Source organism: Pseudomonas costantinii (genome assembly GCF_001870435.1).
Lineage (GTDB): Bacteria > Pseudomonadota > Gammaproteobacteria > Pseudomonadales > Pseudomonadaceae > Aquipseudomonas > Aquipseudomonas costantinii.
Window position 1 is genome coordinate 336,130 of the sequence record NZ_MDDR01000037.1, and the last position, 22,267, is coordinate 358,396.

Here is a 22,267-nt window from a genome sequence, read left to right on the forward strand (position 1 = left end):
GTCATCCTCAGTCCTGCATTTCGGTCTGGCGTTCGACAGGGTCGATCAGCACGGCTTTCTGCTGGCGCACCAGCAGGTCGAGAATTTCTTCCTGGCGATCGCCCAATACGCCGTTGAAGCTGATGCCGCTGGATTTAGTCGGCGCCAGCATCGACACGCGGTACAGCTCGATGCTCAGCGGCGAGTCGATCGACAGCGGCCCGCTGCCGTTGCCCGCCAGGTCACCGCCGACCACGATCAGCGAGACCTGGGTGTCGAATGGGTCGAGAGTGATATCGCGGTCGGTGGCGGTCAGGTCCTTGATGTGGCCGTAGACACCGGTCAGGCCGTTGGCCATGGTGGTGTTTTCGTACAGGCGAATGTTCACGCTGTTACGCACGCGGATACCGTGGCGGCGGTTGGCAATCACCTTGTTGCCCCACAGCAGGTTATCGCCGCTCTCATAGAGGGTGATGCCGTCGGTGTGGTTGCGGTAGATCTCGTTGTCGGCGATCAGGTTGTTCACGCTGTTACGGTCGATCACCAGGCCCGAGAGTTTGTTGTCGTAGCTGCGGTTGTTGAAGATGAAGCTGTCGTTCACTTCCCGGGAAATAATGATGCCGTGCTTCTTCTTGGTGCCGTAGACGGTGTTGTCCGCGATGATCAGGCCGTGGGAGCGGTCGTGGGGGTCAATGCCGTAGACGATGTTGTCTTTGTAGGTGTTGCCCTTGATCACGAAGCCTGTGGTCTCGTAGCAGTAGAAGCCGTACCACATGTCCGAGAACTCGGAATCAATGATCCAGCCGGTGGGTTCCGCACGCTTGAGCACCTTGGCCATGTTCGGCGTGTACTGGGAAATACTCACCCCGTACGACTTGCTGTTGGCATAGCCGAAACTGGCCATCTTGCTGTTGGATATGTAGGTCTCGGTACCGCCCCAGGCCAACAGGAATGGGCGGAATTCCTTGGGTGACTGGAAGATTGCCGGGCCGTTGGCTTTTTCTTTCCAGCCGGTGATCTTGGTGTCACGCACAAACAGCAGGCCATCGTTGATCAGGAACGAACCGGCTTCCTGGGACAGGCGCAATTCCTGAGTGTGCTTGTCGATTTCCAGGATGCCTTTGCGCCCGACCACGATTGGCAACTTGGCGAGAAACACGCCCGGCGAAGTCTCGCTGAGGTACTGCTTGGGCACTTTGCCGAGCAAGTCCTTGAGGTTCATGTAGCCGTCATCGACAAAAATTGCCTGGGGAATGCCGTGCTGGCGCACCACCCATTCAGCCATCTTGTTATCGCCGCCGATAAAGTCTTTGAGGGCGTCCTCCTGCATCATCCGGCGGATGCTGACCTTGCCGGGCTTGGTGCGTACGATCTTCTTTTCAACCGCCGCAGCGGTGTAACCCGACAGGTCCGGCAGGGCAGGCTTGGGCAGCTCCAACGGCGCAGTGGGTGGGCTGGAAATGGTGTAGGTCTTGGCCTGTTGCAGTCCTTTGGCGATAGTCGGCGCCTTGGCCGCCGTATCGGCAAAGGCCGTGGCGCTGGCCATCAGCATCGCCGCGACGAGTAGGCGTTGAGCATTCATTGCGCAGGCTCCCATCAGAATCGCCAGATCACGTCGACAAAGGCGCGGTGCATGTACGAGTCGACGCCGCTGCCATAGGCATCGCCCGGCTTGAACACGCCGGCACGCAAACGCACCAGGGCCGACGGTTCGTCGATCGACTGGCTGAGCGCGGCCGGCAGCAGGCCTTTCTTGAAGTACTTGGTGACCACCAGGTCCATCTCCTGGCCCAGGTCTTTCTTGCCATCTTCTAGGGGCAGGGACGTGCTGGACAGGATCGCGCCGGTCACGTCATCGGTGTTGTTCTGCACGGCATCGATGCCGTTGCTGCCCACCGGCTTGTTGCCGTCCACACGCCAGAACTTGTGGTAGACGAGGCTTGCGTCGTAGTCCTCGCGCAGTTGCCAGGAACCGAACAGGCTCATGGACTGCATGTTGTTCATTTCGCCACGAAACGCCTCGCCGAAGCGATGCACGCGGGACTGGGTGCCGGTCCAGTTCGAACGGTTGCTTTGCAGGCCGTTCTGCTCGTACTCGGCACTGGCGCGGGAGTAGGCCGCGCCCACTTGCCATTGCGGGTCGAGGCGCAGGCGCACGCCGATGTCGGTGGCCCAGCCGCTCAAGTCGTCGCTGCGCTTGGCTTGGTCAGGGCGCGAACCGTCGGCCTGCAAGGCGTTGACCTTGTCGCGATTGCCGCGCATGCCGGTGACGCTGGCCCAGTAGTTGACTGTGTTGGTGTTGCGCCAGTTATACGCATCACTGTTGGCTTCGATGCCGAGCCAGGTCAGGTCGCCGTTTTCGCGTTTGTCCAACGGGTCGGTGGCCACGCCCGGTTCGGCATAGTCGAGTTTGCCGTCGTCATGGGTGTGGTGACCGCGCAGGCCGATCCACTGCCCCGGCGTCCACTGGTAGGACGCGTCGGCGTAGAAGTGCTGACGGTCCTTGTCCACTGGCGACAGTTCCTTGAGGTCGGTGCGGTACTCGCTGAAACGTTCGGCGGCGCCGACATTGGCCTTGAGCAAGGTGGTGTCGAAGGTCCAGTTCAGCGCTTCGATATTGGTGTCGCGCCATTGGCCGTCGTCGTTGCGCAGGCGTTGGCGGCCCAGCTTGAGGATCTCGCCGGGGTAGGGCGTGAAGCCGCTGTAGCCGACCCAAAATTCCCGCAGGGCCAGGTAGTTCTTTTTGGTCTTGCGGTCGTTGTTGCTCGATTGTTCGGTGCTGTCATCGGAGGACTGTTGCAGGGTATCGGTCTCGATGATGTCGCTCGAGGTTACCGCCTGGCCCATGGCGTAGGCGCTCCAGGCGCCGCTTTCGCCATAGACCCACGGGCGCAGGTCCAGGCCGATACCGTTGACGTCGCCGCCGGGCTTGGTGCCCAGGTCGCGGTCGTCTTCGGATTGACCGGTGATTTTCACTTCAAGGCCGAAGTTCTTGGCTTCGGTCAGCGCCGCCAGGGTCGGGCACGACCACAGCAGGGCGCAGGTCAGGCCGATGCCGGCCTTGACGAATGGGTTGAGCTTCATAGGGATTCCTCGCCGTCTTCTTCTTGCAGGGCGTGCAGTTGCAGCGTGCTCTGGGCCAGGGTGCCGCGTGCGGCCAGTTCCTGTTGCACCAGGCGTTGGCCCTGTGCGCGTTGGTCCGGCGTCAGCGGGGCTTCGAGCAGCGTGGCCAATTCATTGGCCTCTGGCGTGTCCTGGGCTTTAGCCAACTGGCTGAAGACATAGGCGTTCAATGGGTCGGGCCGGGTGCCCTTACCTTGGGAAAACAGTTGGGCGATGGCGAAGTCGGCGCTGTTCTGGCCGTTGCGCGCAGCGGTCAGCAAGTGGTCCAGGGCTTTTTGCGAATAGACCTCTCCCAGGTAGCCACGGCGGTAGATCTGGCCGAGGTAGTAATCGGCGGCCACTTCCTTGCCCACGGCTTTTTCGAAGTGCGCTTCGGCGGCCTTGGCGTCTGCCGGTACCCACTTGCCTTCGTAGTAGAGCTTGCCCAGCAGCAGTTCGGCGCGGGGCTGGTCAGCGGCGCGGCCGTTGTCCAGGTACTTCATCATCTGGTCGACGTCACCCAATTCGGGGAAGTCGTAAAGCAGTTGCGCCAGGCTGACCCAAGAGGCCGGGTAGCCGGGGGCAATTTTTTCCAGCAGGGCCTGGGCGGTTTTTTCGTCGGTCTTGCCCAGGGTCGCATCGCCCAAGACGCGGGCCACGCTGTCGACGCGCTGGGCGGTGACGGCGCCACGGCTGTAGCCTGCTTCCATTTGCTTGAGCAGTTCGGCTTGTTTTTCTGGCTGCTGTTTTTTCTGGTAGACCGTGGCCAGTTCGACATAGCAGATATCGGTGGTGTTCAGCGCTGCCTTGCAGATGCGCTCCACGTCATCCAAGTGCTGGTCGTAGATGTCCTGGGTGCGATACAGCAGCACCTGGGCCAAACCGGCTTCCGGGTAACCCGCGGCCTGCCACTTGCTGATCTGCTGCTGGGCGTTCACGTTCGGGAAACTGTGCGGGTATTGCAAATACAACATCGCCAGCGGGATCAGGGTGTTGCCTTCACCATTGGCAAAGGCTTTTTTCAGCAAACCCTCGGCCTCGTGCTGTTCGGCTTCGGTAGCGCCGGGCTTGGCGACCAGCAAGCGACCCAGGCGTGCCTGGGCACGCGGCGAGGTGTCGGCAGCCGCGCGGTAGGTGGCTTCGGCCCTTTTGACTTGCTCCGGATCGCGGGTGCCTACCTGGATATCGGCCAGGCCTACTTGGGCCTCGCTGTAACCCAGGTCTGCCAGTTGCTGGTAATTCTGCTGGGCGGTGACGGTGTCGCCACGCTTGAGGGCTTCGTTGGCCAAGCGCTGGTCGGGCAGACCGGCGCAACCGGTCAGGGCAATGGCCAGCGCCAATGGAACCGGCAGGGATCGAAGGGCGCTCATGATTAAAGACCCGAAGCCATGGCTTTATCGATCAGCCAGTTCAGGGATGGGCCACGGTCGCTGGTCACTTCCACCGGGCGACCGGCGTAGGTGCTGTCCAGCGGCGTATCCGGCTTGATCTGCACGCGGATATCGGAGGACAGGTCGGCGCTGTTCAGGCTGGTGCTGCTGACGATGGTGCCGGTGCGGATCTGCTCTTCGTCAGCCACCTGGAAGTTCACCGCAGTGCCTGGGCGAACATCAGCGAACTGGCGATAGGTGAAGCGCGCTTCAACATTGGCCAGGCTGGTGCGTGGCACCAGTTGGAAGATTACGTCGCCCTTGCTGGCGTACTGACCGTCGGCGACCAATTGCTGCGCCACGACGCAATCGCAAGGCGAGGTCAGGGTGCCGGTCATTTGCTTGCCGAACAGCTCTTCAACCTTGGCCGGTTGCAGTTGTTCTTCGTCCAGATGGCCCTTGAGCACATCGAGCATGCTGGTGCTGAACGTCGCCAGTGGTGCACCTTTGGCGGCAACCGCATCCCCTTTGATCAGGCTTTGCACAGTGCCGTCGCGCGGCATGGTGACGTTCATGCCGGGTACGCTGACCAGGCCGGCCTGGGCGTGACTGACGAAGTACATACCGTAGAGCGACTTGAAGATGAAACCGAAGGCGGTGAGGCCCACCAGGAAGATCGCCAGGCTGAAGGTCACGGCGCGCAGGCGACCGAATGCGCTCATGCCGCTGCCGCTGTCTTTGACCTTGCGCGCCTTGGTGAAGTTATCCCGTTGCAGGGTGGCGAGCACGTCGCCCATGGTCACGATGTCACCTGACAAGTGCGAAGTGATCAGGTGGCGCAGGGTGGAAATGTCCTGGGCGTCGAGGTTCTGGAACTGGCAACCGGTGCGGCCGCTCTGGCGGTCGTAGGAGCGAATCTGCAACTCCACGTCCATCGCCAGACCGAGGTTATCGATCACAAATTGCAGGCGGCCTTTGTGCACTTCACCGACGGTCAACGGCTGGGTGGCGGTGAACGCCAGGCCACCGGCGGACAGGTCGATCACCCGTGCTTCGGTCTGGGTGCGGTCGGTGTTGAAGAAGCGCAGCTTGGCCGGGATTTTGACTCGGGCGTGTTGGCGCTGGGCTTCGGATTCGTGGACAACATTGGCGTTTACTGGGCTGTTCATCAGGGCATTTCCTAGAGTTAATTCAGGCTTGGCAGGGTCAGACCATCATCAGCAGCACGGCGACGAAAATGCTGCCGGCGGAGAAGGTCATGGTCCGAGACGACCAGGTGTTGAACCAACGTTGAAAGCTGGCCAAATCGCGGGTCAGTTTGGTGTCCTGGCGGGTCCAGGACTGTTGATCAAGGCGGAAGAACACGTAGATCTTCACCAGCGCGCCCATGATCTGGTTGTAATAGAGAATCACCGGGTAAGCCGGGCCGATCCGGTGGCCGGAGCACGACAGCAACAGGGTCAGGATCAAGCGCGTGATGCCGATCCACAGCAAGTACGCGAGGATGAACGCGCCGCCGTATTTGAAGGTGGCGATGAAGGCCACGGTCAGGCCGAGCAGGGAGGTCCACATCGACACGCGTTGGTCGAACAGCACCACGCTGGTGAACAAACCGAGCCGGCTCACACCCAGACCGAGGGCACGGGAGTTCTGGCGCAGGTTGTTGCCGTACCAGCGGAACATCAGCTTGCGACTGGCCTTGATAAAGCTCTTTTCCGGAGGGTGTTCCACGGTGTTGATCGCGGCGTCCGGCACGTAGAAGGTGTCGTAACCGAGGCGCATCAGGCTGAACCAGCTGGACTTGTCGTCACCGGTGAGGAACTTGAAGCGGCCCAGGCGCCAGTGTTGCAGCGAGTCGCTTTCCACGTCGGCGATAAAGCCCGGGTCGGTGACCACGCTGGCACGGAATACCGACATGCGTCCGGTCATGGTCAGCACACGTTTGGACAGGGCCATGGAGCACATGTTGATGTGGCGTTGGGCGAAGCGCAGCTTGTGCCATTCGCTCATGATGTAGCCGCCGCGCACTTCGCAGAACTCGTTGGTGGTCAGGCCGCCGACATTGCCGAACAGCTGGAACCACGGCACGGTCTTGCGCACTACACCTTCGGCAAGCACGGTGTCGCCGTCGATCACTGCAACCACCGCGCGCTCATCCGGCAGGTGGCGGGAGATGGCGCGAAAACCGAAGGCTAGGCCGTCACGCTTGCCGGTGCCTGCAATGCGCACGAAGTCGAGCTTCACGTGCTCCGGCGGGTTCATGCGTTCCCACAGGCTTTTCACCAGCAGCTCATCGGACATTTCCACCAACGAGCAGACCACGGTCGTGGGGAAGCCGCATTCGATGGCTTCGCGAATCACCGAGCTGTAGACCTGCGCGGTGGTCAGCGCATCGATCCGAAAGCTTGTGACCATCAGGAATACATGGGACGGGTCCGCTGACTTACCCAGCTTGCGCACTTTGCGCCGCAGGTGGGGGTAGACCACGTACAGGAACAGCATGCCGCGAAAGAAATGCGTAGCCCCCATCGAGTAACGCCAGATACCGACGGCGCCAATCAGGAAAATAAAATTCTTCGACTCGGAGTCGAATGTACTCGCCGGTAACAGCAGGGCGAGTCCCATCAGCAGGCTCAAAAACAACAGCCAGCCGGCCGATTGTAGAAGTAGGTGTTTTAGCTTGGACATAAGTGTCATCCGAAGGTGAAAAAGGCTCCGGGCTGCAAGCGCTGGGGAAGTACGCCTGCAGCCGGAAACTTGCCGTTGCTGTTACCAGCAAATGCCTTCGGTACGGCCAGTGACGCTGGTGGCCTTGGACATGAAGCCCACCAGGTCGATCACTTGCTTGCCGTGCGGTGCGCTGTGCGCCAGGGCGCGGAACTTCTCATCACGGTTGCCGAGGATGATCACGTCGGAGTTGTTGATCACATCATCGAAGTCCGAGTTGAGCAGGGACGACACGTGGGGGATCTTGCCTTCGATGTAGTCCTTGTTCGCACCGTGGACGCGGGCGTACTCGACGTTGCTGTCGTAGATGCTCAGGTCGTAGCCCTTGCCGATCAGCATTTCCGCCAGCTCAACCAACGGGCTTTCGCGCAGGTCATCGGTACCGGCCTTGAAGCTCAGGCCCAACAGGGCGACTTTGCGTTTGTCGTGGCTTTCGACGATGTCGAAGGCGTTCTGCACCTGGGACTCGTTGCTGCGCATCAGCGAGTTGAGCAGCGGCGCTTCCACGTCCAGGGAGCTGGCGCGGTAGGTCAGGGCGCGCACGTCTTTTGGCAGGCAAGAGCCGCCGAATGCGAAGCCTGGGCGCATGTAGTACTGGGACAGGTTGAGGGTCTTGTCCTGGCACACGACTTCCATCACTTCACGGCCGTCGACACCGACGGCCTTGGCGATGTTGCCGATCTCGTTGGCGAAGGTGACTTTGGTGGCATGCCATACGTTGCAGGTGTACTTGATCATTTCGGCAACGGCGATGTCCTTGCGGATGATCGGTGCGTCGAGTTCTTCGTACAGCGATTGCAGGACATCGCCGGAAGCTTTGTCGAACTCGCCGATGACGGTCATCGGTGGCAGGTCATAGTCGGCGATGGCGGTGGACTCGCGCAGGAATTCCGGGTTGACCGCGACGCCGAAGTCGACGCCGGCTTTTTTGCCGGAGCAATCTTCGAGGATCGGGATCACCACGTTGGCCACGGTGCCCGGCAACACGGTACTGCGCACCACGATGGTGTGGCGGGTGGTTTTGTCACGCAGGACAAAACCGATCTCGCGGCATACCGATTCGATGTAGTTGAGTTCCAGGTCGCCGTTTTTCTTGCTCGGCGTGCCGACGCAAATCATCGACAGGTCGGTGTCACGGATGGCGTCGGCGAAGTTGGTGGTGCCGCGCAGTCGACCGGTTTCGATGCCCTGGCTCAACAGCTCGCCCAGGCCCGGTTCAACGATTGGCGATTTGCCTGCATTGATCAGGTCGATCTTATCCTTGGAGATGTCTACGCCGACCACTTCGTGGCCACGGGCAGACAGGCAACCGGCACAGACTGCGCCTACGTAACCCAAACCAAATATGCTGATGCGCATCGCAGTTACCTCTTTGTCATTGAAGACGATTTTAATCGCGCCATTAGATGGCTGGAGTTCATGTTTGCAAACGTCACTGATGCCGCGAAAGTTGTGCGAGTAGACGCAGACTTATCACGTGCTGGCATGTTGAATAACGAGTGACGAATGAGTGCACTCAAGTTGTGCGTAACGTGGCCTTGTTGTTGGGGCTTGCCCTTAAATGCAGCCTGGCTTCCTGAAAGGCGAGCCTGACGCCAGTGTCGAAGAGGCGTGATACAGGCGTTTAGCCTTTGAGTATCAATGCCTTGGGTGTTTTCGCTGACACATTTAGGTAAGCGTTGCCTTGGCCTTTAGGGGATAGCAACTAATCCTTATCGCCGCCCTCAACTCAATCAGTTGATGATGTAACCCAGCCTTATAAGTTTTTGTGGAAACTTAATTGCTAATTAGGTTTGCTATGTAAGCCATCTCCTACAGGAACATAGAATTTCGCTACCGGTGGTATGAGCGGTGCTTCAGGACGAAGTTCCTGCCCGCTCATCTTGTTTGCCGACATTTCTTGAAATATTAGAAAAGATGGCACTGGTACTATATTGATAGCACTTGCTATTTAGGCCAGTCGTTATAGGGAGTTGGCGCGCGGGGATAGTTTTATGCCACCACTGGTTGAAAAAAATGGTGCCACTACGAAAAAATTTCAGAAATGTCGAGTGAAATATTCGTTATGAATGCGTCAAGGTAATTTTACGACAAATAGATGACTGGTCCGTGATTGGAATACGGACAAAAATGTGGGAGCAGGCAAGCCCACTCCCACATTTGATTTTTAGCGTCCGGGCGTGCGGAGTACGGCCTTATTCCGGCGCGTGATCGCGCAAGAACACCAGGTTGTCCGGCTTGGACTGCTCCGCATTGAAGCGATAACCCTGCACGTCAAACTGCTTGAGCTTGGCTGGGTCGTTGATGCGTTCTTCGATCACAAAGCGGCTCATCATGCCTCGGGCTTTTTTCGCGTAGAAACTGATGATTTTGTATTGGCCGTTCTTCAGGTCTTTGAACTCGGTGTTGATGATTCGCGCGTTCAGCGCCGTGCGCTTGACCGCCGAGAAGTACTCGTTGGACGCCAGGTTGAGCAGCACGTCGTCGCCTTGTTCGGCCAGCGCTTCGTTTAGCCATTCACTGATGCGCGTGCCCCAGAACGCATAGAGGTCTTTGCCGCGGGCGTTGGCCAGTTTGGTGCCCATTTCCAGGCGATACGGCATCATCAGGTCCAGGGGGCGCAGCAGGCCGTAGAGACCAGAGAGCATGCGCAGGTGGTCCTGGGCGTAGCTGAAGTCGGCATCGCTGAAGGTTTCGGCGTTCAGGCCGGTGTAGACGTCGCCCTTGAAGGCCAGCAGCGCCTGTTTGGCGTTGGCCTGGGTGAAGGCTGGGGTCCAACTGCCGAAACGTGCGGCGTTGAGTCCGCCGATTTTGTCGGAGACGTGCATCAACTCGCTGATTTGCGCTGGGCTCAGTTCGCGCAATTGTTCGATCAGCTCTTGGGAGTGGTCGAGGTATTGCGGCTGGGTGAAGCGCGGGGTTGCCGGCTGGGTCTCGAAATCGAGGGTTTTGGCGGGGGAAATCACCATCAGCATGAAGTTGGCTCCTGTAATCGTGGGGGGATTCTAGGGGCTCAGGCGATTTGACTCCACCTATGATGGCGATAGGTACGATCCGCTATGATGGGCGGTGACTCTGGAGAGGGAGACCCTAGGTGCGAATTGCGCTTTTATTATCAGCTTGTCTGTTATGTCTGAACGCTAACGCAGCGCCAGTGGATGTAGCCAGCCTGGACCGTGGCACCTGGCCCGAAAAACTCAGCAGCCCCGCGCTGTTCGATGTCGCCTCGCGCGCAGAAATCCTGATGTTCGCCCACAGCCTGCTGAACAGCGAGGCCCAGGATGACACGGCGCTCAAACAGCGTCTGGGCCTGAAGATTATCAACCTGGCCTCCATCGACGACCTGCGCCGCCAGCTCTGGCAACGCTTGCTGGAAAACTACACTTTCGCCCAACAAAGCTGCGAGGAAGATGCCTCCTTCTGCTACCTGGTGGAAAACATGGACGACCTGCGCGAGCAAGCCGGCAAATTCCAGGTCGGCGACAACTCCTTCTATATAGGCTGGGCCGGCCCCAGCCATAACTTTCATGAGCGCTACCTGGACGAGCTGCTGCGCAAAGCCGCGCTGTTCCCACAGATCAGCAGCGAAATCGCGCGTTTTGGCGACCACGAGCGCAATGGCGATGAATTCAAAGACCGGATGTTCCTGCTGACCTTCGACGGTGGCCCGGCGCCGGTCAGCGGCAATACCGACTGGCTTACCGACTATTTGCGTAAGCAGAAGATGAACGCCACGTTCTTCGTCCTTGGCAGCAGCCTGAAAGCCCGCGTGGAGCGCAGTTCCGCTGCTGATGTGCAGGCGTTGTACCAAGGCCAGTGCGTGGGTATCCAGGGCTGGCAGTATCGCTCTCACAGTCATTGGGTCGACTGGCAAAGCTCCATCACCCGTACGGCATCGCTGGCACAGAACCTGATGCCGGAAAATTACGTGCCGCTGTTTCGCCCGCCGTACGGCCAGCGCCGTGCAGACAGCCAGGGCTTTTTCCAGTCCCAGGGCTTGCAGGTGGCGTTGTGGGACATCGATTCCCAGGACGAGCCGGGCAAACTCAAGGCCGATGAGTCGGCACAGCGGTTGTTGACGCTGATGTTGCTGTGGCGCAAAGGCGTGATTGTGTTTCACGACACCCAGGACAAAGCGCGGGTGGCATTGCCTCTGTTGATGCAGGCAACGGGGCAAAGCGGGCTGGGTTGGGAGGACTGTCGGGAGGCGTTTCGCTGAAAAGCGCAAATGCCCGGCCCTGTTGGGGATGAGGCGTTTTGGGGGTGATTTTGTGTGACATTTCGATGCAGGCGGACTTCCGACTTTAACGAGGTCCATGGCACTCGGCTAGTGCTATTCGTCATCCTGAAAAATAAACTTCAAAAAAACGTCAAAGTGCTTTTTCCTGTCATGGTTTTTGCGGTATTACGAAGTCAGATCGCCGAAACCTGCAACACAGGTGGCGTCTTCCAAGACTCCTCATGTGGGCATGCACTTGACGTCCCTCAGGTGCATTCGGTGGTCGAATCGAGGCGCAGCACCGCCCAGGTATTGCGTCGACTGGCTCCCACAAAGGTGACCGAGTATGGATGATCATGGACGTAACCCTTCTTCCAACCAGCCAATCCTTTATGTGCTTGATACCAACGTATTGATCCACGATCCAAACGCGCTGCTTAACTTTGAAGAACACCACGTCGCCATCCCGATGATCGTGCTTGAGGAGCTCGACAAACTCAAAAGCGGGCACCACAGCGTTGCCGCTGAATGTCGCCAGGCCATCCGCCTGATCGACAAAACCCTGGGCGAAGCCTCGCCTGAGGACGTTGAAGTCGGCGTGCCGATCCAGCGTGGCAAAAGCGGGCCCAAGGGCTTGCTGTCGATTCTGATGAGCAAGGGCGGTGAGCCCAACAGCCTGCTGCCGGAAAATCTGAACGACAACAAAATCATCAACCAATTGATCGACCTGCATGCGCGCGACAAGGATCTGCGCCTGGTGCTGGTGACCAAAGACATCAATATGCGCCTCAAGGCACGAGCGTGTGGGATCGCTGCCGAGGACTACAGCACGGATCAACTGGTCGACGACGTGTCGATGTTGTCCCGTGGGTATCACACTGTGACCGGTTCGTTCTGGGACCTCGTCAGCAAGGTCGAAACCCGTCAGGACCATGGCCGCACCTGGCACCAGGTGCAGCTGATCGACAACCTGCCGGCCGTGCACATCAATGAATTCATCATCGACGAACAGGGTTTTGTGGGCTGGATCAAAGAGATCCAGGTCGACAAGCTGCTGATCCTCGACCTGCATCAGGAACCCCTGTTGCACCAGGAAGCCTGGGGCCTGAAACCGCGTGATATCTACCAGAGCCTGGCGCTGTATGCGCTGCTCGATCCGGACATCCACCTGGTCAACCTGACCGGCGCCGCAGGCTCGGGGAAAACCATCCTCGCCCTGGCCGCCGCCATCGAGCAGACCATGGTGACCAAGCGCTATCGCCGCATCATCGCCACCCGCAGCGTGCAGGGCCTGGACCAGGAAATCGGTTTCCTGCCCGGCACCGAAGCGGAAAAAATGGAGCCGTGGCTGGGGGCGATCACCGACAACCTCGAAGCCTTGCACATGGATGACGAAAACACCCATGGCAGCGTCGACTACATCCTCAGCAAAGTGCCGTTGCAGTTCAAATCCCTCAACTACATCCGAGGTCGCAGCTTCCAGCAAAGCCTGATTTTGATCGATGAATGCCAGAACCTCACCCCGCACCAGATGAAAACCATCATCACCCGTGCCGGCGCCGGTTCCAAAGTGGTGTGCCTGGGCAACCTGGCACAGATCGACACCCCTTACCTGTCCGCGACCAGCTCCGGGCTGACTTACTTGACGGAACGCTTCAAGGACTTCCCGAACGGCGTGCATATTGCGCTGCAAGGGGTACCTCGTTCGATCTTGGCTGAATACGCCGAGTCCCATCTGTAATGCCACACCGGGCGACTACGGTCGCCCGGTTTTATTCCTTCGTGCGCAAATCTGACCCACAGGTTTACAATCCCTGCTCCTGATCAGGAGTATCCCTGTGCTGACTCATCTCGATTCCCAAGGTCGCGCCCATATGGTCGACGTCACCGACAAAGCCGTGACGTTCCGTGAGGCCGTGGCCGAAGCGCGGGTGCGCATGCTGCCCGAGACCCTGAAAATGATTGTCGACGGCGCCCATCCCAAAGGCGACGTGTTTGCCGTGGCCCGCATTGCCGGGATCCAGGCTGCGAAAAAAACCAGCGATTTGATCCCCTTGTGCCACCCGCTGATGCTCACCGGCGTCAAGGTCGAGCTGAGCGCCGAGGGTGTGGACGTCGTGCATATCCTGGCGCGCTGCAAACTCTCCGGCCAGACCGGCGTTGAGATGGAAGCACTGACCGCCGCCAGCGTCGCGGCGCTGACGATCTACGACATGTGCAAGGCGGTGGATCGCGGCATGACCATCGAAAGTATTCGCCTGCTGGAAAAGCTTGGCGGTAAAAGCGGGCATTTCAAGGCAGACCAGGCATGAGCATCAACGTATTGTTTTTTGCGCGTTACAGCGAAGCGGTGGGCTGGGATTCACTGGAGGTTGAAGGCGATTTCTCTACGGTCGAAGCCCTGCGCCAGACCCTGGCAGCCGACCAGGGCTTTGAGGTGCTTAACGAAACCAGCCTGATGTGCGCTCGCAACCAGGAACTGTGCAGCCTCGACGAACCGCTGCAAGCAGGTGATGAAGTCGCGTTTTTCCCACCTGTTACCGGAGGCTGACCATGGCTATCCGTGTGCAGGTCGATGCTTTTGACCCTGGCGCCGAAGTTAATGCGATGCACGCGGCCAATGTCGGCGTGGGCGCCGTGGTGAGTTTTGTCGGCTATGTGCGCGACTTCAATGATGGCCTCGAAGTGGCGGGGATGTTTCTTGAGCATTATCCCGGCATGACCGAGAAAGCCCTGGCCAAGATCGCCGTGGAAGCCGAGCAGCGCTGGCCGTTGCTCAAGTTGGAAGTGCTGCACCGTATCGGCGCGCTTGAACCGGGCGAGCCGATTGTGTTTGTTGCCGCCGCCAGTGCCCATCGCCAGGCTGCGTTTGATGCCTGTGCGTTTGTGATGGACTACTTGAAGACGCGGGCGCCGTTCTGGAAGAAAGAAAGTACCAGTGAGGGGCCGCGCTGGGTGGAAGGGCGCAGCAGCGATCACGCGGCGGCGGATCGCTGGAAGTAGCTGGCTAAACACAGAAGCAAATGTGGGAGCTGGCTTGCCTGCGATGCAGACACCTCGGTTCTTCAGATGCCCCGAGGTGATGCTATCGCAGGCAAGCCAGCTCCCACATTTTTTACCGCTTTGCAGCTTAAGGGCGTTTGCGCTCAACAGCCCGCAACAAGTGCGTCGCAGGTGTCTCGCAGCTGATCTTGCGACCCAGCAGCGCCTCGATCGACGGCAGCTGATACGAGTCATCTTCACCGGCAAAACTGATCGACACACCCGCAGCGCCGGCACGACCGGTACGGCCAATGCGGTGCACGTAGTCGTCCGGCACTTCCGGCAGGGTGAAGTTGATCACGTGGCTGATGCCGTCAATGTGAATCCCGCGCCCGGCCACGTCGGTGGCCACCAGCACGCGAATCTTGCCTTCGCGGAAACCTTCCAGGGTCTTGATGCGCTTGTGTTGCGGCACATCGCCCGACAGTTGCGCGGCGTTGACGCCATCGCGCACCAGGCGTTCTTCGATGCGGCGCACTTCGTCCTTGCGGTTGGCGAACACCATCACACGCTCCCAACCGTTGTCGTTGACCAGGTTGTAGAGCAGCTTGTACTTGTCGGCACCGGCCACAGCGTAGATGTGCTGTTCGACGTTTTCGCTGGCGACGTTTTCCGCTTCGATTTCGACGATGGACGGATCAGTGGTCCACTGCTTGGCGAGGTTCATCACGTCTTCGGTGAAGGTCGCGGAGAACAGCAGAGTCTGGCGCTCGTTTTTCGGCGGGGTCTGGCGAATGATCTGGCGTACTTGCGGGATGAAACCCATGTCGAGCATGCGGTCGGCTTCGTCCAGCACCATCACTTCGACCATATCCAGATGCACGTCACCACGCTGGTTGAAGTCGAGCAGGCGGCCGGGGGTGGCAACCAGGATGTCACAATGGCGGGCTTCGAGGTGCTTGAGCTGCTTGTCGAAATCCATGCCGCCCACGAACGTCATGACGTTAAGGCCGGTGTACTTGGTCAGGTCGGCGGCGTCTTTGGCGATCTGCACCACCAGCTCACGGGTGGGGGCGATGATCAGTGCGCGCGGCTCACCCATGTAGCGTTCTTTCGGCGGCGGCGTTTGCAGCAGTTGAGTGATGATCGAGATCAGGAACGCGGCGGTCTTGCCGGTACCGGTCTGGGCGCGGCCGATGGCGTCTTTGCCCGCCAGGGTGAAGCCCAACACCTGCGCCTGGATCGGCGTGCAGTACGGGAAGCCCAGGTCCTGGATGGCGTGCATCAGTTCCGGGGCCAGTTTGAAATCGTGGAAGCGGGTTTTGCCTTCCTGGGGTTCGACGACGAAGTCTTCGAGTTTCCACGGGATCACGGGCGGTTTGGGTGCACGTTCGCGACGTGGTGCTTTGGGCTGAGGCGCTGGGGCGGCCTCAGCAGGTTTTGCCTGTTCAGGCGGTGTCACCGGCGGCTTCTTCGGCTGGGCGTCAGGTGCGGTCCGGCCTGGCTGTTTACCGTCATTGCGGCTGCCGGGCGTTGGGACAGGAGCAGTGGGAACAGGCGCGAGCGGCTCAGCCTCGCTTTTGCCGAACATCTTCTTGAGTGCTTTGAGCACGGTGATCTCATTAATTGGTTAAGGAATGTACGCCGGCCAGTGTAATGCAAGAATCGGGCGCGGCGTAGTGCGTCTGTCATACGGCTACATAATGTGTGGCGTTCAGCTCAGGCGAGCGGTCAACCAGGCACCGATAGCGTGTATCTCCTCGGGTAACACTTCGTGGCCCATTGGGTATTCCTGCCATGTCACGGTGACACCACGGCTCTTCAAATGCTCATAGGCGCTACGGCCCATGGCGTTCTGTACCACGTCGTCGTATTGGCCGTGCAAGCAAAGGGCGGGAATACGCTGCTGGCTGGCAGATAGTTCCAGCTCGTCACCAAAGGTGGGTGCATACGTGGAGAGGGCAATCACGCCACCCAAGGGGCCTTCCCAATTAAGGAAGGCAGTGTGGAACACCACGGCGCCACCCTGGGAAAAACCCGCGAGGAAAATTCGCGAAGCGTCTATTCCGGTTCTCTTCTGTGCTTCGATCAGATCCGTGACCATTTTGGCCGACACTTCCAGCTCTTCCAGGCTGATCGAGCGGGCCGGGCTCATGGCCTTGATGTCGTACCAACTGGGCATTTCATAGCCGCCGTTGATCGTCACCGGGCGGGACGGTGCCTGGGGCAACACGAAGCGGGTGGTCAGCAAGCTTTCCTGCAGCGCTTCGGCCACCGGGAGGAAGTCGTAGCGATCGGCACCCAGGCCATGCAACCAGATTACGCAGGCGTCTGCGGGCTTGGCGGGCTGAAGAATCAAGGGTTCGGTCATGTCTGCTCCATATATGTGCGTGCGCTCCGATTGGGTGCGTCGGAACGGTGCGCGACGGGTTGATCTGTTAAGAGAATGTCGCAAGGTTGAATCTTTTTCTATTGACCAAGGGCTGAAACGACTCAGCCAGCACTCTGGTACGCGCCTTGCTATGTGTATGTCGATGTCAGAACTATCCCAGGACGGTAACACTATCAGTGACAGCCGCTCATGGGATAGCAGCTGGAATTACTGCGACAACTTCATGCCGCTTGACCTAAAAAAAGCCAACACAGGTCGATATCGCCTCATAAGGGTGCGCTGAGGTTTGAGCTCCGACACAACAAGAGCAACTGGAGGTTTGAATGAAGGTATTGAAATCCACCCTGGCCATCGTAACCGCGGCCGCTGTATTGGGTGTCAGTGGTTTTGCCCAAGCTGGCGCCACCCTGGACGCCGTGCAGAAGAAAGGCTTTGTGCAATGTGGCGTGAGTGACGGTCTGCCGGGTTTCTCGGTGCCGGATGCCAGCGGCAAGATCCTCGGGATCGACGCTGACGTTTGCCGCGCTGTGGCCGCCGCCGTGTTCGGTGACGCAACCAAAGTCAAATTCAGCCAGTTGAATGCCAAGGAGCGTTTCACCGCGCTTCAATCCGGCGAAGTCGACATTCTGTCCCGCAACACCACCATGACCAGCTCTCGCGATGCGGGCATGGGCCTGAAATTCCCGGGTTTCATCACCTACTACGACGGTGTTGGCTTCCTGGTAAACAACAAGCTGGGTGTGAAAAGTGCCAAGGAACTGGACGGTGCAACCATCTGCATCCAGGCCGGTACCACCACCGAGCTGAACGTTTCCGATTACTTCCGCGCCAACAACCTCAAATACACCCCGATCACCTTCGACACCTCGGACGAAAGCGCCAAGTCGCTGGAATCCGGTCGTTGCGACGTGCTGACCTCCGACAAGTCCCAACTGTTCGCCCAGCGCAGCAAGCTGGCCTCGCCGAAAGACTTCGTGGTTTTGCCGGAAACCATCTCCAAGGAGCCACTGGGCCCAGTCGTACGTAATGGCGACGACGAGTGGTTGGCCATCGTGCGCTGGGTTGGCTACGCCATGCTCAACGCTGAAGAAGCCGGCATCACCTCGAAGAACGTCGAAGCTGAAGCCAAGTCCACCAAGAACCCTGACGTAGCTCGTCTGCTGGGTGCTGATGGCGAATACGGCAAAGACCTGAAAGTGAAGAAAGATTGGGTCGTACAGATCGTCAAGCAAGTCGGTAACTACGGCGAAGTGTTCGAGCGCAACCTCGGCAAGAGCACCCCGCTGGAAATCGACCGTGGCCTGAACGCGCTGTGGAACAACGGCGGCATTCAATACGCACCACCTGTGCGCTGATCGCTGATGGTTCTGTCACCCGGTGGGCCAACCGCCGGGTGATGTTCTGTTCCATTATTTCCGGGGCACTTCATGCAAAATCAAATCGGCGCACCAAAGCAGAAGCTCAGCTTCAGCGATCCCAAAGTGCGTGCGTGGCTCTTCCAGATCATCACGATTGTGGCGGTGGTCTCGCTGGGCTGGTACCTCTTCAACAATACGCAAACCAACCTTCAGCACCGGGGCATTACCTCGGGTTTCGACTTTCTTGAGCGCAGTGCCGGCTTCGGCATCGCTCAGCACCTGATCGACTACACCGAATCGGACACCTACGCCCGCGTCTTTGTGATCGGTCTGCTCAACACCTTGCTGGTGACGGTGATCGGTGTGGTCCTGGCGACCCTGCTCGGTTTCATCATCGGCGTGGCACGCTTGTCGCCGAACTGGATGATCAACAAGCTGGCGACCGTGTATGTGGAAGTGTTCCGCAACATTCCGCCGCTGCTGCAAATCCTGTTCTGGTACTTCGCGGTGTTCCTGACCATGCCGGGGCCGCGCAACAGCCACAACTTTGGCGATACCTTCTTTGTCAGCAGCCGTGGCCTGAACATGCCGGCGGCACTTGCTGCTGACGGGTTCTGGCCATTTTTGGTCAGTGTGGTCGTGGCAATCATCGCGATTGTGCTGATGACGCGCTGGGCCAATAAACGCTTCGAAGCGACCGGTGTACCGTTCCACAAGTTCTGGGTGGGGCTTGCGCTGCTCGTGGTGATCCCGGCGTTGTGCGCCCTGATTTTCGGCGCGCCGTTGCACTGGGAAATGCCCAAGCTGCAAGGTTTCAACTTTGTCGGCGGCTGGGTTCTGATCCCTGAACTGTTGGCGTTGACCCTGGCGCTGACCGTTTACACGGCAGCGTTTATCGCCGAAATCGTGCGTTCGGGCATCAAGTCCGTCAGCCACGGCCAGACCGAAGCCGCGCGTTCCCTGGGCCTGCGCCCCGGGCCGACGCTGCGCAAGGTCATCATCCCGCAAGCCCTGCGGGTGATCATTCCGCCGCTGACCAGCCAATACCTGAACCTGGCGAAGAACTCCTCGCTGGCCGCCGGTATCGGTTACCCGGAAATGGTTTCGCTGTTTGCCGGCACGGTGCTCAACCAGACCGGCCAGGCCATCGAAGTCATTGCCATCACCATGAGCGTGTACCTGGCGATCAGCATCAGCATTTCCCTGCTGATGAACTGGTACAACAAGCGCATTGCGCTGATCGAGCGGTGAGGAAACACGCATGAGTACGCATACTTTTAAACCTGATATGCCGCCGCCGGGCAAAGTGTTCGGGCCGGTGGCATGGATGCGCGCCAACCTGTTTTCCAGCTGGCTCAATACCCTGCTGACCTTGCTGGCGATCTACCTGGTGTACCTGGTGGTACCGCCGATCCTGCATTGGGCCATTCTTGATGCCAATTGGGTCGGTACCACTCGCGCTGACTGCACTAAAGAGGGCGCCTGCTGGGTGTTTATCCAACAGCGCTTCGGGCAGTTCATGTACGGCTACTATCCCGCCGACCTGCGCTGGCGCGTGGACCTGACCGTGTGGCTGGCCATTGTTGGCGTGGCGCCGTTGTTCATCTCGCGTTTTCAACGCAAGGCGATCTACGGCCTGAGCTTTCTGGTGTTGTACCCGATCATTGCCTACTTCCTGCTGCATGGCGGCCTCTTTGGCCTGAGCAACGTGGCGACCAGCCAATGGGGCGGCCTGATGCTGACCCTGGTGATCGCCACCGTCGGCATCGCCGGTGCATTGCCGCTGGGCATTGTACTGGCACTCGGGCGGCGCTCGAACATGCCGGCAATTCGTGTGGTCTGTGTGACCTTCATCGAGTTCTGGCGCGGCGTGCCGTTGATCACGGTGTTGTTCATGTCCTCGGTGATGCTGCCGTTGTTCCTGCCCGAAGGCATGAACTTCGACAAACTGCTGCGGGCGCTGATCGGTGTGATCCTGTTCCAGTCGGCCTACGTGGCCGAAGTGGTGCGCGGTGGCCTGCAAGCGATCCCTAAAGGTCAGTACGAAGCGGCCGCAGCGATGGGCCTGGGTTACTGGCGCAGCATGGGCCTGGTGATTCTGCCGCAAGCCCTGAAGCTGGTGATCCCGGGCATCGTCAACACGTTTATTGCGCTGTTCAAGGACACCAGCCTGGTGATCATCATCGGCCTGTTCGACCTGCTTAACAGTGTCAAGCAAGCTGCCGCCGACCCGAAATGGCTGGGCATGGCCACCGAAGGCTATGTGTTCGCCGCCCTGGTGTTCTGGATTTTCTGTTTTGGTATGTCCCGCTACTCCATGCATTTGGAACGTAAGCTGGACACTGGCCACAAGCGTTAGGAGTTTTGTCATGAGTGAAGCGATCAAACAGCCTGTGAGCCCTGAAGGCATTATCCAGATGCAGGGCGTGAACAAGTGGTACGGCCAGTTCCATGTGTTGAAAGACATCAACCTCAACGTCAAGCAGGGCGAGCGTATCGTGCTGTGCGGCCCGTCGGGTTCGGGCAAGTCCACCACCATTCGCTGTCTCAACCGTCTGGAAGAGCACCAGCAGGGCCGCATCGTGGTCGATGGCGTGGAACTGACCAACGACCTCAAGCAGATCGAAGCGATCCGCCGTGAAGTCGGCATGGTGTTTCAGCACTTCAACCTGTTCCCACACCTGACCATCCTGCAGAACTGCACGCTGGCGCCGATGTGGGTGCGCAAGATGCCCAAGCGCAAGGCCGAGGAGATCGCCATGCATTATCTGGAGCGCGTACGCATTCCGGAGCAGGCTCACAAGTTTCCGGGGCAGCTGTCCGGTGGGCAGCAACAGCGTGTGGCGATTGCCCGTGCGCTGTGCATGAAGCCGAAAATCATGTTGTTCGATGAGCCGACTTCGGCACTCGATCCGGAAATGGTGAAGGAGGTACTCGATACCATGATCGGCCTGGCCGAAGACGGCATGACCATGTTGTGCGTGACCCACGAAATGGGCTTTGCGCGCACTGTGGCCAACCGCGTGATCTTCATGGACAAGGGCGAAATCGTGGAACAGGCTGCGCCGAATGACTTCTTCGACAATCCGCAGAATGATCGGACCAAGTTGTTCTTGAGCCAGATTTTGCATTGATCGAGGTTTGAATAAATAAACCCGGCCTGGTGCCGGGTTTATTTTTTGGTGCTAGGACGCTTTGAGTGCTTCAGTGTCGTTGTTCACGGTGTAGGTGAAGGCGCCACGCATGTCAGCGCCTTCGGCTAAGACTTCTGCATCCGCCAGCAAATGCGGGTGACGATCCAATAACCGCATCAGTAATACCAGCGGCTTGGGGGGAAGAAGCTCGCCACGTTCGTAGCGAGAGAAGGCGTTGTGGCCGCCACCGGACAGCAATTTCACCGCCTCTTTTTGGGTAAGGTGCAATTTGCGGCGGATACGTTTCATCTCCGCGCCAATCATCTTTTGGGCAGCTATGACGAGTTCATCGCCTGCTTCTCCATAACGATCCGCACTATCGGTTTCTGGGTCCCAAAAGCCGTCGCCGCATACGTGACATTCCCAGCCGGAAAGATTGTCTACCCGGCGCTCCATACCTTTGACCCTGATGGTTTCACTGCGGCCCTCAAAATAATGCAATGCTTCGGGGGCGCCACAGATGTAGCAATTTTTTACCTTCATAGGTTCTTCTCCTTGAAGGAGATCACCGGAGGGTCACCGTCCGGGGAGTAAGTGACCTTGATGTAAATCTCCCTATCTTTTGAGTGCGTGTGATACACGTCCTGCCAAATTCGATGGTCCCTATGAGTGGTCATCGACTTGTACAGCATCCAGTTTTGTAACTCATAGATGGCATGCTGCATCTCCTTGATACTGAAGTGGAGTTCCCTGCCGCACCGTTGTGCTGTCTGGGTAAACGCTCTCCTGCCAAGCCGCCTCACATCCGCCTTTATCACCGCCAAATCGTAATGAGGTGTGTACTTTTCCATAAGACACCTGAGTCCAATAATTACCCTCTAAGGGTAATTTTACCAATCGAAAATTCAGTTCCTTTTGTTGCTTAAAAACCCTAGTGCGTTGCTCTTGTAGGTAACTCCGAATAGGCTGTAGGAAAATTCATCCTATGATTGGACGAAAGCGCA

The 22,267-nt window shown here is 58.7% G+C and carries 20 protein-coding genes; 9 read left to right on the forward strand and 11 right to left on the reverse strand.

Going from position 1 to position 22,267, the window contains the following annotated elements; genetic code table 11:
• Positions 1-7: 7 nt before the first annotated feature.
• From algG to yaaA, 7 genes are all read right to left on the reverse strand, one after another.
• Positions 8-1,576, reverse strand: coding sequence for a mannuronan 5-epimerase AlgG (algG, locus tag BFL40_RS22945; RefSeq protein ID WP_071486065.1), 1,569 nt, complete (start codon positions 1,574-1,576; stop codon positions 8-10).
• The gene (locus tag BFL40_RS22950) at positions 1,576-3,063 is read right to left on the reverse strand and encodes an alginate export family protein (protein ID WP_071486066.1); all 1,488 of its coding nucleotides are present in this window, start codon (positions 3,061-3,063) and stop codon (positions 1,576-1,578) included. The genes algG and BFL40_RS22950 overlap by 1 nt, the downstream gene beginning before the upstream one ends.
• On the reverse strand, positions 3,060-4,451 hold the full coding sequence (gene algK / locus BFL40_RS22955; RefSeq protein ID WP_071486067.1) for an alginate biosynthesis TPR repeat lipoprotein AlgK: 1,392 nt from the start codon (positions 4,449-4,451) through the stop codon (positions 3,060-3,062). Before algK ends, BFL40_RS22950 begins: the two co-directional genes overlap by 4 nt.
• Before the next feature lie 2 nt (positions 4,452-4,453).
• Complete coding sequence (locus BFL40_RS22960) at positions 4,454-5,620, reverse strand: alginate biosynthesis protein Alg44 (RefSeq protein ID WP_071486068.1); 1,167 nt, start codon at positions 5,618-5,620, stop codon at positions 4,454-4,456.
• A 37-nt stretch (positions 5,621-5,657) separates the two neighbouring features.
• The gene (gene alg8, locus BFL40_RS22965) at positions 5,658-7,139 is read right to left on the reverse strand and encodes a mannuronan synthase (RefSeq protein ID WP_162493880.1); all 1,482 of its coding nucleotides are present in this window, start codon (positions 7,137-7,139) and stop codon (positions 5,658-5,660) included.
• A gap of 81 nt (positions 7,140-7,220) precedes the next feature.
• Entirely contained in the window at positions 7,221-8,537 is a 1,317-nt protein-coding gene (locus BFL40_RS22970; RefSeq protein ID WP_071486070.1) for a nucleotide sugar dehydrogenase, read from the reverse strand.
• 836 nt (positions 8,538-9,373) lie between these two features.
• Positions 9,374-10,153, reverse strand: a complete 780-nt coding sequence (gene yaaA, locus BFL40_RS22975) for a peroxide stress protein YaaA (protein WP_071486071.1) — start codon at positions 10,151-10,153, stop codon at positions 9,374-9,376.
• Positions 10,154-10,272: 119 nt separating this feature from the next.
• Here yaaA and BFL40_RS22980 point away from each other — a divergent pair, with 119 nt between their 5' ends.
• The 5 genes from BFL40_RS22980 to moaE all read left to right on the forward strand — a co-directional run bounded on the left by BFL40_RS22980 (position 10,273) and on the right by moaE (position 14,400).
• Positions 10,273-11,397 (forward strand): polysaccharide deacetylase family protein, encoded by a 1,125-nt coding sequence (locus tag BFL40_RS22980; protein ID WP_071486072.1) that lies wholly within the window; start codon positions 10,273-10,275, stop codon positions 11,395-11,397.
• Between the two features lie 346 nt (positions 11,398-11,743).
• Positions 11,744-13,138, forward strand: a complete 1,395-nt coding sequence (locus BFL40_RS22985) for a PhoH family protein (protein WP_071486073.1) — start codon at positions 11,744-11,746, stop codon at positions 13,136-13,138.
• 97 nt (positions 13,139-13,235) lie between these two features.
• Positions 13,236-13,709 (forward strand): cyclic pyranopterin monophosphate synthase MoaC, encoded by a 474-nt coding sequence (moaC, locus tag BFL40_RS22990; RefSeq protein WP_065907039.1) that lies wholly within the window; start codon positions 13,236-13,238, stop codon positions 13,707-13,709.
• Positions 13,706-13,948 carry a molybdopterin converting factor subunit 1 gene (gene moaD / locus BFL40_RS22995; protein WP_071486074.1) on the forward strand — a complete coding sequence of 81 codons (243 nt, stop codon included), beginning with the start codon at positions 13,706-13,708 and terminating at the stop codon, positions 13,946-13,948. Before moaC ends, moaD begins: the two co-directional genes overlap by 4 nt.
• A 2-nt stretch (positions 13,949-13,950) precedes the next feature.
• The gene (gene moaE, locus BFL40_RS23000; protein ID WP_071486075.1) at positions 13,951-14,400 is read left to right on the forward strand and encodes a molybdopterin synthase catalytic subunit MoaE; all 450 of its coding nucleotides are present in this window, start codon (positions 13,951-13,953) and stop codon (positions 14,398-14,400) included.
• A 127-nt stretch (positions 14,401-14,527) separates the two neighbouring features.
• On the opposite strand, the gene rhlB is transcribed toward moaE, so the two are convergent.
• Positions 14,528-15,997 carry an ATP-dependent RNA helicase RhlB gene (gene rhlB, locus BFL40_RS23005; protein ID WP_071486076.1) on the reverse strand — a complete coding sequence of 490 codons (1,470 nt, stop codon included), beginning with the start codon at positions 15,995-15,997 and terminating at the stop codon, positions 14,528-14,530.
• A 96-nt stretch (positions 15,998-16,093) separates the two neighbouring features.
• The gene (locus BFL40_RS23010) at positions 16,094-16,750 is read right to left on the reverse strand and encodes an alpha/beta hydrolase (protein WP_071486077.1); all 657 of its coding nucleotides are present in this window, start codon (positions 16,748-16,750) and stop codon (positions 16,094-16,096) included.
• Positions 16,751-17,094: 344 nt separating this feature from the next.
• Between BFL40_RS23010 and BFL40_RS23015 the strand changes: the two genes are divergently transcribed.
• The 4 genes from BFL40_RS23015 to BFL40_RS23030 all read left to right on the forward strand — a co-directional run bounded on the left by BFL40_RS23015 (position 17,095) and on the right by BFL40_RS23030 (position 21,263).
• On the forward strand, positions 17,095-18,126 hold the full coding sequence (locus BFL40_RS23015) for an amino acid ABC transporter substrate-binding protein (protein WP_071486078.1): 1,032 nt from the start codon (positions 17,095-17,097) through the stop codon (positions 18,124-18,126).
• Between the two features lie 72 nt (positions 18,127-18,198).
• Positions 18,199-19,380: an amino acid ABC transporter permease gene (locus BFL40_RS23020; protein WP_071486079.1), complete on the forward strand. Its 1,182-nt coding sequence runs from the start codon at positions 18,199-18,201 to the stop codon at positions 19,378-19,380.
• 10 nt (positions 19,381-19,390) lie between these two features.
• A complete protein-coding gene (locus BFL40_RS23025) occupies positions 19,391-20,488 on the forward strand; it encodes an amino acid ABC transporter permease (RefSeq protein ID WP_071486080.1) in 1,098 nt (365 codons plus the stop codon).
• Between the two features lie 10 nt (positions 20,489-20,498).
• Entirely contained in the window at positions 20,499-21,263 is a 765-nt protein-coding gene (locus tag BFL40_RS23030) for an amino acid ABC transporter ATP-binding protein (RefSeq protein WP_003171943.1), read from the forward strand.
• A 51-nt stretch (positions 21,264-21,314) separates the two neighbouring features.
• On the opposite strand, the gene BFL40_RS23035 is transcribed toward BFL40_RS23030, so the two are convergent.
• Entirely contained in the window at positions 21,315-21,806 is a 492-nt protein-coding gene (locus BFL40_RS23035) for a type II toxin-antitoxin system MqsA family antitoxin (protein WP_071486081.1), read from the reverse strand.
• Positions 21,803-22,114 carry a type II toxin-antitoxin system MqsR family toxin gene (locus BFL40_RS23040; RefSeq protein ID WP_038849978.1) on the reverse strand — a complete coding sequence of 104 codons (312 nt, stop codon included), beginning with the start codon at positions 22,112-22,114 and terminating at the stop codon, positions 21,803-21,805. Before BFL40_RS23040 ends, BFL40_RS23035 begins: the two co-directional genes overlap by 4 nt.
• Positions 22,115-22,267 lie beyond the last annotated feature (153 nt).